Source organism: Micromonospora musae, from assembly GCF_003626545.1.
In the GTDB taxonomy this organism is placed as follows: Bacteria; Actinomycetota; Actinomycetes; order Mycobacteriales; family Micromonosporaceae; genus Micromonospora; species Micromonospora musae.
On the sequence record NZ_RAZS01000012.1, the window covers coordinates 92,286 to 105,019 of the forward strand.

Consider the following 12,734-nt stretch of genomic DNA (forward strand, 5'->3'; position numbering starts at 1 on the left):
GCGAGGATGCGACGGTGATGAGCGGCGACACCTCGCGGGCCGGCAGCGAGGAGAAGCTCCGGCGGTTGCAGGCGGTGACCGACGCCGCGCTCTCCCAGCTCGGCGTGGAGGACCTGCTCGACGAGCTGCTGGTACGCACCCGCGACCTGCTGCAGGCCGACACGGCCGCGATCCTGCTCGTCGACGCCGGCGGCACGGAGCTGGTCGCCACCGCCGCCAGCGGCCTGGAGGAGGAGGTCCGCCAGGGCGTACGGCTGCCCATCGGTCGCGGATTCGCCGGTTCGGTGGCGGCCCGCGGCGAGCCGGTCATGATCGAACACGTCGACCACACCAACGTCATCAACCCGATCCTGCTCACCCGGGGCGTCGCCTCCGTCCTGGGCGTGCCGATGCTCAACGGCACCCAGGTCATCGGCGTACTGCACGTCGGCACCCTGACCCCGCGGCGGTTCGCCGCGGACGACGTCGAGCTGCTGCGCCTGGTGGCCGACCGGGCCAGCCTGGCCACCCAGGCCCGGCTGTCGCGGCTCGACCGGGCCGCCGCGGTGGCCCTGCAACGCAGCCTGCTGCCCGCCCGGCCGCAGGCGGTCCCCGGGCTCGACGTCGCCGCCCGCTACGTGCCCGGCAGCGCCACCGGAGTCGGCGGCGACTGGTACGACCTCTTCGCGCTCCCGTCCGGGCACATCGGGATCGCCATCGGCGACGTCGCCGGCAACGGCCTGCGCGCGGCCGTCGTCATGGGACGCATCCGCAGCGCGCTGCGGGCGTACGCGCTGGAGACCGACGATCCGGCCGAGGTGCTCACCCGCCTCGACCGTAAGGTGCAGCTCTTCGAGCCGGGGGCGATGGCCACCGCGCTCTACGCCGTCCTGGACCCCACCCTGGAGACTGTCACCGTCTCCAGCGCCGGGCACCTGCCCCCACTCGTCGCCGAGCCGGGCGAGGGCACCCGGCTCGTGCCGATCGAACCGGACCTTCCGCTCGGCGCCTACCCCGGAGCCTCCCGGCACGCCGCCCGCACCGAGCTGGCGCCCGCCGGCTGCCTCTTCCTCTACACCGACGGACTCATCGAACGGCGTGACCGCCACCTCGACGTGGGGATCGATCTGCTGCTGCGGTCGCTGACCTGTCAACCGGCCGACGCGATGTGCACCACCGCGATGGCCGCGATGCTCTCCGAGAGGGAGGCCACCGACGACGTCGCGGTCCTCGCCGTACGGCGTACCGACGGCTGACCGGCGACGCCGGTCCCGCCCGCGCGGCGGCGGTAGGCCGCCCCACGGTTTGCCGCCCCCGGCACGCGGGTAGACGCCGCTGTCCGTTCCAGAGAAGGGCGGCGAACGTGCAGAACAACGAGTTCATCGACTCCGTGGCGATGCGGCTACGGACCTCGTCCGAGCAGGCGACCGCGATCACGCGGGCCACACTGACCACGCTGGCCGAGCGGATCGAGAGCGGCGAGGCAAAGGATCTCGCCGCCCTACTGCCCGAGGAGCTCCAGGGGTACGCCCACGGGCCCGCCGGCGAAACCGGACGTTTCAGCTTCGACTCGTTCGTCAACCAGGTGAGCGGGCGGGCCGAGGTGGACGGCTCGACGGCTCGGGACGGCGTACGGGCGGTCTTCGACACGCTGCGCGAGGCGATCCCGCCGGGGGCGTACGACGACGTCATCACCCAGTTGCCGGCGGACTTCTGGCAGCTCACCGACTCCGCCGGCCGGTACGACGGCCGACGCGGAAGCTGACCGGGGAGCCGGACGAGAAGACATCGATTGATGCGAAGCTGGCTATCCGGCGAGCGGCTCGATAGCGTGCCGGTAACGCTCGGGTAATGAAGGTGTCACTCAGGATGATGACGACCAGCGCCGATCCCCACCTCGTCCGGCGGGCCGCCCAGGGTGACCGGGCGGCGGCCGCGACCCTGCTCGCCGACGTCCGGCCCGGAGTGATCCGTTACTGCCGTGCGCGGCTCGGCCGCACCGACGACACGTACGCGCCGGCCGACGCCTGCGCCGACGAGATCTGCCTCGCCGTGCTGCGGGCCCTGCCCCGGCTCGGACCGGGCGTGCCGTTCCCCGCGTTCGTCCACGGGATCGCGCTGCGGCTGGTGACCGACGCGCAGCCGACGTCGCGCGGTTGCGTCGCCGAGCCGCCGGCCGACGGATCACCGCACCGGACCGTCGTCGCCGACCTGGCCCGCCGGCTCTCCGGGCTGCTCGGCCTGCTCTCCGAGGCGCAGCGGGAGATCCTCGTCCTGCGGGTGGCGGTCGGACTCACGGCCGAACAGGTCGGCACGGCCCTCGGCATCTCCGCGGCCGCCGTACGGATCGGCCAGTCGCGCGCGCTGGCCCGACTCCGCACCCTGCCGGGGAACGCACTCGGTGAGGTCGCCGCGTGACGTGTTCGCCACGGGGCGGTCGCGGCGCGAAAGGATCCGGCCCCGACGCCGGGCTCGCGGCGTGACCGAGCCGAACCGGGAGGAGAGCGAGGAGCTGGACCTCGCCACGATCGCCCGCGACGACGAGCTGCTCGACGCGCTCGGCCGGGGCGAGGAGCTTCCCGTCGCCGATCCGGTCGCGACGACGCTGGCCGCCTGGCGTACCGACCTCCTCGACGGCCGGCCGCCGCGGCCACGCCGGGGCGGCGTGCCGGTCCCGGCGCCGGTGGGCCCGGCGCCGGCCGGCCGGGGCGCGTCGTACCTCGCCGCCGCAGTCATCGTCGTCCTGACGCTCATGACCGGGATCGCCGTGGGCGGACGCCGGGCGGAGCCGGGCAGCCCACTGTGGCCGGTGACCCGGGTGTGCTGTCCGGAGCTCGCGCAGGTGCGCATCGCGCAGGACGAGCTCGGGCGGGCCCGCGCGGCGGTCGAGGCGGACCACCCGGACGAGGCGCGGAACCATCTCGAACAGGCCCGCCGGCGCCTCGCCGAGGTCGACACGGCCGACGCCCAGCGCCTGCTCGCCGACCTCGACACCCTGGAGAGCGCCCTGGAGACGGTACGTCCGGACCCGGCGTCGACTCGGTCCCCCTGACGGTCGCGTCGTCCGGCCCGGTGGATCCTCCGGCTTCCCGGCACTCCGAGTCGATCCCGCTTGAAGATGCTCACCGGCGCGGACCCGGCACGACCGATGCCGGACCGGGGTGCGGCCGGGAGACTGGGCCGATGTCCTCCTCGACCATGCTGGTGCTCGGACCGAAGCTCTGGGTGGCGCTCGCCGCGCTGACCGCCGCCGCGGCCGCCGTGGCGGCGGTCGGGCGGTTGGGGCACAGCCGTCAGATCATGGTCGCCGCCCTCCGCGCGGCGGTCCAGCTGACGGCGGTATCGCTGCTGATCGCCGCCATCGTCGCGTCGCACTGGGCCACCGCCGGCTTCGTGGTGCTGATGTGCCTCGTCGCCTCCGGCACCTCCGCCCGCCGGGTGGGCGCCGGACGATCCGGCTGGTGGGTCGCCTTGCCGATCGTGGCGGGCAGCCTCACCGTGGTGGCGGCGCTGCTCGCCGCCGGTCTGCTGCCGGCCCGTGGCATCGCCGTCATTCCCGTGGCCGGCATCCTGATCGGCGGGGCGATGACCGCCACCTCGCTCGCCGGTCGGCGGGCCGTCGACGAGCTGACCGGCCGCCGGGGCGAGGTCGAGGCGGCCCTGGCGCTCGGCCTCTCCCCGCGCGACGCGGTGCTGCTGGTGTGCCGCGCCGCGGCCGCCCAGGCGTTGATCCCCGCGCTCGATCAGACCCGCACCGTGGGGTTGGTGACCCTGCCGGGGGCGTTCGTCGGGGTGCTGCTGGGCGGGGCGAGCCCGATCGAGGCGGGCGTCACCCAGCTCTTCGTCCTCGTCGGGCTGCTGGCCGTGGAGGCCGTCGCGGTCGTGCTCACCGTCGAGCTGGTGGCCCGGGGGCGGCTGCACCCACGGGAGCCGATCCCGGCCCTGGCCGGCTGATCCGCCGAAGACGGTTGGTTTTCCGCCGGCAGCCACCTATGGTGGTCGGATGCTCCCGGTCGGTAAGCACGCCGCACCCGTCACGCCACTGACGGTGCTGTGGGCTGCCCACCGACCGGTCCGCGCGGCGCTGCCCGGAGGCCGCTGCGCCCGCGCGCTCATCGCGCCCACCCTGGCCACCCAGGGCCGGCCGAGCCCGGTTCCGGGCCGTGGCCCACCGGCGGATCCGTCACATCCCAGGAACGGACGCCAAGGGCGAAGCCACACAGCTTCGGCCCTTTTTTCTTTACCCGAACAAGGAGACCCCATCATGAGCACGGGCACCCACCGGCGGGCCGATCAGGACCGGCTGGACAACCTGCACGCGACCCTCAGCAAGGAGTTCGAGGTGCAGAGCGCGAGGCTGACCGAACTCACCGCCGACACCGGCGACCCGGGCCAGGCGCACACCCAGTCGGCGCTGATCGCCGCGGCCCGGCAGAGCATCGAGCAGATCGCGGGCGCACTGCGGCGCATCGCCGAGGGCAGCTACGGCGCCTGCGAGCGGTGCCAGGGCGACATTCCGGCCGAGCGGCTGGAGATTCTGCCGCACGCCCGCTTCTGCGTTCCCTGCCAGCAGAAGCAGAACGGCTGATCCGTCGGGCCGGGCGGGACCCGGATGGCGCCGGCGCCACGAGCGCCCCGGCGACGACCTTGCCCGCCGCCGGGGCGGTACGCCACCCCGGCGGCGGATCGGGCTCAGCAGCGGGGCAAGCCGGGGATGTACCCGTTGTGTCCGGTGGAGACGTACGCGTCGGAGACCCAGCGGTTGGTGCCGATCCGGTTCCAGACGTTGGTGGGGCCGGAGCGCACGTTCAGGTTCGCCGACTCGGTGTTCACCGGGCCGGTGCCGATGCCGGTGACCCCGTCGACCAGTCGCAGGTAGTAGGTCCAGTTCCAGTTCGGACCCGGATCGGTGTGGGTGGCGCCGGGCACCTCGACGGTGAGGAAGTTTTCCTACATCTGCGGCGCGGCTCGGCAGCGTGTCGTACCGGCCGGGCAGGATCGTGCGCGGACGATGTCGACTCGACCCGGGGACGTGAGATGACGTACGGCTACTTCAACGCGATGAGGACCCGACCCGGCCACCGTGACGAGGTGGTGGCGATCCTGCTGGCCGGCGTCGACGGCCTGCGGGCCGCCGGATGCCGGCTCTACGCCGTGGGAGTGGCGCAGGACGACCCCGACCTGATCCGGGTCAGCGAGATCTGGGACTCGAAGGAGCAGCACGACCGCTCGCTCCGACTGCCCGAGACGCAGGCCGCCATCGCCCGGGCCATGCCCCTGCTCACCGGCGAGTTCGCCGGCCAGGAGATGACCGTCGTCGGCGGCCTCGGCGTGTGAGGGCCGACCGGCTCACACGCCGCGGGCGCGCAGCGCCCGGACCGCCCAGTCGAGCACCGGGGCCAGGCTCTCCGTCGCCGGCCAACCGTTGACCACCGAGAGCAGCCACAGGTAACGCTCCCGGCCCGGGTCGCTCGCCGCCTCGAGCCGGGCCAGCAGTTGACGCCGCGACGAGAGGTCGTCGGGGCGGGCGCAGAGCCGCGCGTACCGCCCGGCCATCGCGGCGACCACGGCGTCCGCCCGGGGCGAGTCCGGTTCGACGGCCGCCGCCAGCGCCGGCCCGACCTCGGCCCGGACGACCGCCACCGCGTCCGGACGCACCACGGTGACCGAGCCGTCGGCCCGGTCGGCGGCGTACTGCTCCGCCAGCTGCCGCATTCCGGCGCGGAACCCCTCGTCCTGGGAGAGCTCGGCCAGCTCGATCCACGCCTCGACCTGTTCGACCTCCGGCTCCTCCGGCAGCTGCGGGGTCATCGAGCGACGGAGACCGACGAAGGCGCCGTCGGTGTCCAGTCCACCGAACACGGCGTCGAGAAAGTCGCCCACGAGGCGCTCCCGCTCCTCCTCGGTGAGCGTGGCCAGCCTGTGCATCAGTTCCATCCCCTCGGTCGTGCAGTCGCGCCGGGCGACCACGGCGAGCACCGCACGGCGCAACCGCAGCAGCCGGATCTGGACGGCGAGCGCGTCGGCGTGGGCCGCGGCGACCTCGGCTAGCGGAACCTCCCGGTCGACGATCCGGGCGATCGTCATGAGGTCGAGCCCGAGCGCGCGCAGCGTCCGCACCAGCTCCAGCCGGGCGAGCGCGGCCACCCCGTAGCGGCGGTGACCGGCCGGGCTACGCCCGGAAGGGGGCACGATGCCGCGCTCGGCGTAGAACCGGATGGTCTTGACCGACAGCCCGGTACGCCGAGCCAGCTCACCGATCGAGTACCACCTGTCGCTGCTGTCCATGCCTCCACCCTCGCCGCTCCCCCTGGGGGAGATGCAAGGCCGTCCGGTCACCGGATCTTGCGAGAGCGGCGGCCCGCACCACGGTTGGTGTGGAGCGGGCCGCCGCGCCTCGGCGGGTCAGACGGCGAGGCGACCGCCGTCGACCGGCAGCACCGCGCCCTGCACGAAGCTCGCCCGATCACTGGCCAGGTAGGCGATCGCCTCGGCGATCTCCTCCGCCGAACCGGGCCGCCCGGCCGGCGCCTGGGCGGCCTGCTGGTCGAGAGCGTCACCCATCGGAGCGGTACCGCTGGTCCGGGTCGGGCCGGGGCTGACCGCGTTGACCCGGACCCCCTGCGGCCCGTACTCGGCCGCCCAGGACTTGGTGAGCAGCACCAGCGCCGCCTTGCTCGACCCGTACAGACCGAAGCCCGGGTCGCCGAACTCGGCCACCATCGTGCTCACGTTGACGATCGCGCCGTGACCCCGCTCGGCCATCTCCGGCGCCAGCTCGGCGACGAGGAAGTACGGCACCTTGACGTTGAGCGAGTAGACCTCTTCGAAGTCCTGCCCGCTGGTCCGCTCCGTCGGGCCGTACGGGTAGACGCCGGCGTTGTTGACCAGGATGTCCACCCGGCCGGCCACCGCGCGGGCCCGGGCGGCCAGCGAGCGCGCCGACGCCTCGTCCCGAAGGTCGACGACCAGGAGGTCCGCCCGGCCACCAGCCGCCCGGATCTCCCCGACCACCCCGTTCCCGCGCACCTCGTCCCGGCCCGAGACCAGCACATGGGCGCCCCGCTCGGCGAGAGCGAGGGCCGTTGCCCGGCCGATGCCGCTGGTGCCACCGGTCACCAGCGCCACGGATCCCTGCAGTTCCATGATCGTTTCCACCCACATCCATGTCGCGGAGAACTCCGGTCGGGGCTGTCCCGACCCGTGGATGTGTAAGGCGCAGGGCCCTCGCAGCTTTCCCACCGGACTCACGGGATCGCTTATGGCCGTCATAAGCACTCCCGACGCCTACTCCTGCCCCCGGTAGTCCAACGCGGCGATCAGGTGACCGAGGTCCCGCCGGCGGGAGCTGGCCGGCCACGAGGCCCACGTGCGCCGTACGAGCGGATGCCCGACCAGGGGCGCCCAGGTCAACGACTCCGGGATGGGCTGCTGCCAGTTCGGCGGCGCCAACGCGAACGCCCCGCCGGCGGTCACCGCGGCCAGCTTCACCGGCGCGATGAGCCCCGGCCCCTCGGGCGGAGTGCGCCCCGGGTCGAGTCCGTGACTGCGCAGGATCGCGGTGATCTCGTCGTACCAGGTGGGGCTTCCGGAACGGGGAAAGCCGACCCAGTCCAGCCCGGCGAGGGCGTCCAGCCGGATCCCGTCAGGCCCGGCGAGCCGCACCGCCTGCTCCGCGTCGAGCAGCACCCCGAGGCGCTCCTCGACGACCAGCACGGCGTCCAGATCGGGGCCGACCGGATGCTCCCGGACCAGGCCGACGTCGAGCTCCCCGGCGCGGAGCGCGGCGACCTGGGCCGAGGTCGACATGTGCAGGGCCTGGACGCGGGTGGTCGGGTAGGCGTCGGCCAGGTCGGTGAGCGGACCGGAGAGCAGGTCGGCGGGGAGCTCCAGCGGAATCCCCAACCGCAGCACCACGTCACCCGACCCGCTGTGTCGGGTGACGGCGGCCACCGCCTGGTCGTACCGGGCGAGCACCGCGCGCGCCTCGCTGAGCAGCGTCGCGCCGGCCTCGGTGGCCCGCACCCCGGTGCTGCTGCGGACCAGCAGCTGCACGCCGAGCTGCCGCTCGATGCCGTTCATCTGCTGGGACAGCGCCGGTTGGCTCACGTGCAGCCGGCGGGCGGCCCCGGAGAGACTCCCCTCCTCCAGCACCGCGACGAACGCTCGCATCTCCCGCAACTCCACGCGCCCATGACACCACGCCCGGCCCGGCCGGTCGGCCGAACGGGACAGCGGCGTCACGTTCGCCACCGGAGCGGCGCGGAAAACCTCCCGCCGTCGCCTCCGCCACTACCGGTCGGAGCCGTCGCTACATCCAGATGCACCGATAGGCAGCATCGACCGAGATGAACGTAGAGTGGGTAGCCCTGGCCCCACTGATCGTGGCTGGTCCGGCGCCGCTCCCGCTGTGGACGCGACAGCCGGCCGCCGACCGGAAGGAGCACAGTGCACTCACATCTCAGGACCGCGCTCTCCGCAGCCCTGACCGCCACTCTCCTCGCCACCGTCGCCGCAGCGCCCGCCGAGGCGCACGGGCGGGGTGGCAAACCCGGCGTCATCGCCCTGCCCGACGGGTTCCAGCCCGAGGGCATCGCCACCGCCGGCCGCTACGCCTACTTCGGCTCGCGCGCCACCGGCGCGATCTACCGCGCCGACCTGCTCGACGGCGACGGACGGGTGTTCAGCCCGGCCACCGGCACCCCGTCGCTCGGGCTCAAGGTCGACCGGCGCGGCCGGCTCTTCGTCGCAGGAGGCGCGGCCGGCGACGCCCGCGTGATCGACACCCGCAACGGCCGGGTGCTGGCCCGCTACCAGTTCGCCGCCGCACCGACGTTCGTCAACGACGTCGTCCTCACCGAGCGGGCGGCCTACTTCACCGACTCCAACAAGCCGGTGCTCCACCGACTCCCGCTCGGCCGCCACGGCGCCCTGCCACCGGCCGACGGCTTCACCACGATTCCGCTGACCGGCGCGTTCCAGCAGGTCGGCACCGGAGTCAACGCGAACGGCATCGTCCGTACGCCGGACGGCCGGGCCCTGCTCATCGTGCAGTCCAACACGGGCACGCTCTTCCGGGTCGACCCGCTCACCGGGGCGACCACCGCGGTCGACGTGCCGGGGCACACCTTCACCAACGGCGACGGGCTGCTGCTCGACGGCCGAAAGCTCTACGTGGTGCAGAACCGGCTCAACCAGGTCGCCGTGGTGGCGCTGAACCGCTCCGGCACCGCCGGCCGGCTCACCGGCACGATCACCGACCCGGACTTCGACGTACCCACCACGGTGGCGAAGGCCCTCGGCCGGCTCTACCTGCCCAACGCCCGCTTCACGACCACGCCGACCCCCACCACCGGGTACGACGCGGTCGCCGTCTCCGCACGCTGAACCGACCGGGAGGGGGAGCGACTCATCACCGGGCCGGCTCCCTCTCCCGCCGCGCGGCATCAGCGGCACCTCCGCAGACGGCCTCGCCCGGCGGGGATCGGTGCATCGCGGCGACGGCCACGGCGAGCAGGCAGACCCCGGCGGCCACGACGAGTGACAGGCGAGCACCCAGACCGACGGCCGCGGAGCCCAGCGGGGTAGCCAGCACGATGGGCCCGAACATGGCGGTGTTGGCGGTGGCGGAAACCCGACCGAGCAGCGACTGCGGCGTGTGGGTCTGCACTGCGGTGATCGCCGCGACCAGCGTCCACGGCAAGCCGACCCCGCCGACCACGGCCGCCACGACCACGGCAGCCGGCCAGGGCAGGCCCCGACCGAGGCAGGCGGCGGCGAAGAGGAGAACGCCCACCGTCGCCATCCGTACCGGGCCGTGCCGGGACAGAAGGCGGCCGACGACCAGTCCCGCGGCGATCGATCCGGCGCCCTGCGCGCCGAGCAGCACACCGAGGAAGGTGCTCGGCAGGTTCAGCTCGTCGGTGACGATCGCATAGCCCGCCGCGGTGGCGAAGCCGGACATGGCGATCGAGGCGGCGGCGAGCCCGACAGTCACCCGGGTCGCCCGCTGCCCGAACAGGACACGGATGGCGGCGCGCGCCCCGCCACGCTGCTCGGCCGTCCTGACGCCCGGGGCGCGGGTCGGCCGCAGAGCGGCGTACAGGGCGGCCACCAGTACTGGCATCCCGGCGCAGAGCACGGCCACGGCCTGCCCGCCGCGCCAGGCGTAGAGGCCCGCGCCCACTGCCGGCGAAACCAGCTTCATGCCCTCCTGGGCGCTTGATCGCCACCCGTTGACCTGGGCGAGGTCGGCGGCTGAGAGCGCCGACGGCAGCAGCGCGGTCTCCCCCGCGCCGATCAGCAGGTAGCTGATCCCGTAGCCGGCCGCCACGGCGAAGAGCAACCACGCCTGGCCCGGCCCGCGTACCGCCAGCAGACTCAGCACGGCCAGGGCCAGGCCCAGGTTGGTCGCGATCAGCAGCGCTCGCCGAGGCACCCGGTCGAGCACGCCACCCAGCCAGGGGCCGGCGACCTGGGGGCCGTAGAGGAAGAGCCCGCCGAGGGCGGCGAGGCCGGCCGACCCGGTGAGATCGAGGATCCAGATGCCGGTCGCCAGATTCATGGCGCTGCCACCCAGGCCGGAGAGCAGGGAGATCGCCACGAAGAGCGTGGCGTTGCGTCGCACGGACCCTCCAGGTTGAGTCGGAACGACTCATATCCTCGAAGGTGCGCCGAGGCGGGTCAATACACACCGCTACTGTCAATCATTTGTTGACAGCGCGGTCTCCATCCGGGCGGCGACCGCCTGGACCGGCGCCGGCAGGTGCTCCCGCCCGGCCCGGACGAGATCGTCGATGATGTGCCGGGAGAGCGTGTGCAGCGCACCCGGTTCGGCGTCGTGGCTGACCGCCACCGTGTCGCGCACCAACGCCGCACCCGGGAAGCGGCCGCTCCACTGCTGGTCGACGTCGATCCAGCGCTGGAGGTCCGCCACCGCCGCGCGCAACGCCACGAGCCGGTCCGAGAAGCCCCGGTCCAGCTCCCGTCGACGGGCCAGCCGGGCCGTCGCCAAACGTTGCCGGCGCTGCTCGGCCGCCTGGCGACTGGCCAGACCCAGTGCCACGGCGATCTGCGCCCAGGTCGCACCGGCATACCGGGCTCGGTCGATGAGGTCCAACTCCTCCTCATCGAGGCGCAGGCGGTCGGCACGAAGCATGCCCAACCGGTCCAGTTCGTCGACCATCTGTCAACACTACATTGACATCGCCGCGGGAAGTCGGGGCAGCGCAACGGCAGCCCAGCTGCGATCATGCTCGACCGTGGAGATCAACAGCCGCCCCGTCGTCGGCCCGCCGGGCAGCCCGCTCCGGCGAACCCCGCGGCGCGTACGGTCGGCGGCCCTCGCTCTGGCCGGGCTGGCCACCTTCGGCAACTCGCACACCCTGCCCTGGATTCTGGTGCGCCCCGGGCAGGACCTCGACGAGCGGCTGCTCGGGATCGTCCCGTCCGAGGCCCCCCAGACGTACGCCCTGGCCGACCTGCCGGGTTCCCGGATCGCGCTGTACCTGGGGTGGCTCGCCCTGCTGGCCGTCCTCGTCCTGGCCTGGGTACGACCGCAGTGGCGGGACGGCCTACGGCTCGCGTGCCTGGCGGCGACGCTGGCCGGCGCGGCGTTGACCTTCCTGCCGAGCGGCGCCGCGGTGGACGCCAGTGGGTTTCCCCGGGCCGACCGGCCGACCAGCACCTACCTCTCCGGCACCTGGCTCGCGCTGAGTGGCCTGCTCCTGCTGTCCGGGGCGGCCTTGGCGATGCTGTCGCGACCGTCGGGAACCGCGGCGCCCTCCGCGCCCGCAGGCACGTCGGGGGAAGCGGGCACGGCCGGGGGTGCAGGCACGTCCGGGGAAGCGGGCACATCCGGCGGTGCGGGCACGTCCGGGGAAGCGGGCACGTCCGGGCCGGCGCCCGACGAGAGCCGCGCTCCGGTTGCCGAGCACCCGGGCGAGCCGCGCACGACAGCGCACGATCCGGTGCCCGCCGGCGCGACCGCCGACCTCGACGCCGAGCCGGCTCCGCTGTTCCGACCCGCGCTTGCGCGCGCTTCTCGTCGCACCGCGCGACGACGGCCGTCGGCGGTCGTCGCCGCCGCGCTCGGGGCGGTCGCGTTGGCGGCCGTGGCCACCGTGCTGGCCTGGCCCCGGCCGGACCGTCCGGGCGACCGCAGCGCCGCCGACCGGGTCGAGATCGCGACCATCGAGGGAGCTGGGACGGGCGACGCCTCCGGTGGCCTCGCCGCGCTACTGGTCACGGCCCCGGACGACGCGACGCCCATCCTCGCCCCGGTCCGGGACGACAAGGTCGACATCACCCGGATTGTTTCGCTGGACGAACCCGGCGCGATGCTCATCTTTCCGCGACTGCTCGACGTACGGCACACGGCCGGCACCGCCTGGACGCAGCCGAATTCCGAATCGATGATGGTCGTGCTGTTCCAGTTCGACACGTCGGAACTGGCCGAGGACTTCCGGACCTCCTACGCGACCATGGAGCGGTACAGGCGCAGGCCCGGCTCGGCGGTGGCACTCGCCTCCGTACCCGATGCGGCGGCCTTCGTCGGCACCAGGGGTGACGGTGCGGTCCCGCCCGACGTCCACGCCGTCGCGCGGCACGACGACATCGTCGTGCTCGTCACCGCGGGCGGCGGTGCCTCGGATGACGTCACCGGCGCCGAGGCCCTGCTACGTCGCCAGTACCAGCGGCTCTGACAGCTCGGGCGGGGTGATCGTCCTCATGCCGACGGCACCCCGCCGCCAGCG

General features: G+C 73.8%; 15 protein-coding genes. 9 read left to right on the forward strand and 6 right to left on the reverse strand.

Going from position 1 to position 12,734, the window contains the following annotated elements; translation table 11 throughout:
• Window positions 1-17 precede the first annotated feature (17 nt).
• The 6 genes from D7147_RS27045 to D7147_RS27070 all read left to right on the forward strand — a co-directional run bounded on the left by D7147_RS27045 (window position 18) and on the right by D7147_RS27070 (window position 4,567).
• Window positions 18-1,235, forward strand: a complete 1,218-nt coding sequence (locus D7147_RS27045; RefSeq protein ID WP_120682600.1) for a PP2C family protein-serine/threonine phosphatase — start codon at window positions 18-20, stop codon at window positions 1,233-1,235.
• A gap of 107 nt (window positions 1,236-1,342) precedes the next feature.
• Complete coding sequence (locus tag D7147_RS27050) at window positions 1,343-1,744, forward strand: DUF2267 domain-containing protein (protein WP_120682602.1); 402 nt, start codon at window positions 1,343-1,345, stop codon at window positions 1,742-1,744.
• A gap of 104 nt (window positions 1,745-1,848) precedes the next feature.
• Entirely contained in the window at window positions 1,849-2,397 is a 549-nt protein-coding gene (locus tag D7147_RS27055) for a sigma factor-like helix-turn-helix DNA-binding protein (protein ID WP_199734280.1), read from the forward strand.
• A 61-nt stretch (window positions 2,398-2,458) separates the two neighbouring features.
• Complete coding sequence (locus D7147_RS27060) at window positions 2,459-3,031, forward strand: anti-sigma-D factor RsdA (RefSeq protein ID WP_120682604.1); 573 nt, start codon at window positions 2,459-2,461, stop codon at window positions 3,029-3,031.
• Between the two features lie 131 nt (window positions 3,032-3,162).
• The gene (locus D7147_RS27065; RefSeq protein WP_120682606.1) at window positions 3,163-3,933 is read left to right on the forward strand and encodes an ABC transporter permease; all 771 of its coding nucleotides are present in this window, start codon (window positions 3,163-3,165) and stop codon (window positions 3,931-3,933) included.
• Window positions 3,934-4,243: 310 nt separating this feature from the next.
• The gene (locus tag D7147_RS27070) at window positions 4,244-4,567 is read left to right on the forward strand and encodes a TraR/DksA family transcriptional regulator (protein WP_120682608.1); all 324 of its coding nucleotides are present in this window, start codon (window positions 4,244-4,246) and stop codon (window positions 4,565-4,567) included.
• Between the two features lie 104 nt (window positions 4,568-4,671).
• Here the strand turns inward: D7147_RS27070 and D7147_RS33250 are convergent, their stop codons facing one another.
• Window positions 4,672-4,908, reverse strand: coding sequence for a hypothetical protein (locus tag D7147_RS33250; protein WP_233563504.1), 237 nt, complete (start codon window positions 4,906-4,908; stop codon window positions 4,672-4,674).
• Between the two features lie 108 nt (window positions 4,909-5,016).
• Between D7147_RS33250 and D7147_RS27080 the strand changes: the two genes are divergently transcribed.
• Complete coding sequence (locus D7147_RS27080; protein WP_120682610.1) at window positions 5,017-5,316, forward strand: putative quinol monooxygenase; 300 nt, start codon at window positions 5,017-5,019, stop codon at window positions 5,314-5,316.
• A gap of 12 nt (window positions 5,317-5,328) precedes the next feature.
• Here D7147_RS27080 and D7147_RS27085 read toward each other — a convergent pair whose 3' ends face one another.
• The 3 genes from D7147_RS27085 to D7147_RS27095 all read right to left on the reverse strand — a co-directional run bounded on the left by D7147_RS27085 (window position 5,329) and on the right by D7147_RS27095 (window position 8,166).
• Complete coding sequence (locus D7147_RS27085; protein ID WP_120682612.1) at window positions 5,329-6,267, reverse strand: MerR family transcriptional regulator; 939 nt, start codon at window positions 6,265-6,267, stop codon at window positions 5,329-5,331.
• A gap of 117 nt (window positions 6,268-6,384) precedes the next feature.
• The gene (locus D7147_RS27090; protein ID WP_120682614.1) at window positions 6,385-7,125 is read right to left on the reverse strand and encodes an SDR family NAD(P)-dependent oxidoreductase; all 741 of its coding nucleotides are present in this window, start codon (window positions 7,123-7,125) and stop codon (window positions 6,385-6,387) included.
• Between the two features lie 141 nt (window positions 7,126-7,266).
• Complete coding sequence (locus D7147_RS27095) at window positions 7,267-8,166, reverse strand: LysR family transcriptional regulator (protein ID WP_199716472.1); 900 nt, start codon at window positions 8,164-8,166, stop codon at window positions 7,267-7,269.
• Window positions 8,167-8,427: 261 nt separating this feature from the next.
• On the opposite strand from D7147_RS27095, the gene D7147_RS27100 reads away from it, so the two are divergent.
• Entirely contained in the window at window positions 8,428-9,366 is a 939-nt protein-coding gene (locus D7147_RS27100; protein WP_120682616.1) for an SMP-30/gluconolactonase/LRE family protein, read from the forward strand.
• 25 nt (window positions 9,367-9,391) lie between these two features.
• Here D7147_RS27100 and D7147_RS27105 read toward each other — a convergent pair whose 3' ends face one another.
• Entirely contained in the window at window positions 9,392-10,606 is a 1,215-nt protein-coding gene (locus D7147_RS27105; RefSeq protein ID WP_120682618.1) for an MFS transporter, read from the reverse strand.
• A 75-nt stretch (window positions 10,607-10,681) separates the two neighbouring features.
• Window positions 10,682-11,164: a hypothetical protein gene (locus tag D7147_RS27110; protein WP_120682620.1), complete on the reverse strand. Its 483-nt coding sequence runs from the start codon at window positions 11,162-11,164 to the stop codon at window positions 10,682-10,684.
• A gap of 76 nt (window positions 11,165-11,240) precedes the next feature.
• On the opposite strand from D7147_RS27110, the gene D7147_RS27115 reads away from it, so the two are divergent.
• Window positions 11,241-12,683, forward strand: coding sequence for a hypothetical protein (locus tag D7147_RS27115; protein WP_120682621.1), 1,443 nt, complete (start codon window positions 11,241-11,243; stop codon window positions 12,681-12,683).
• The last annotated feature ends 51 nt before the right edge of the window (window positions 12,684-12,734 follow it).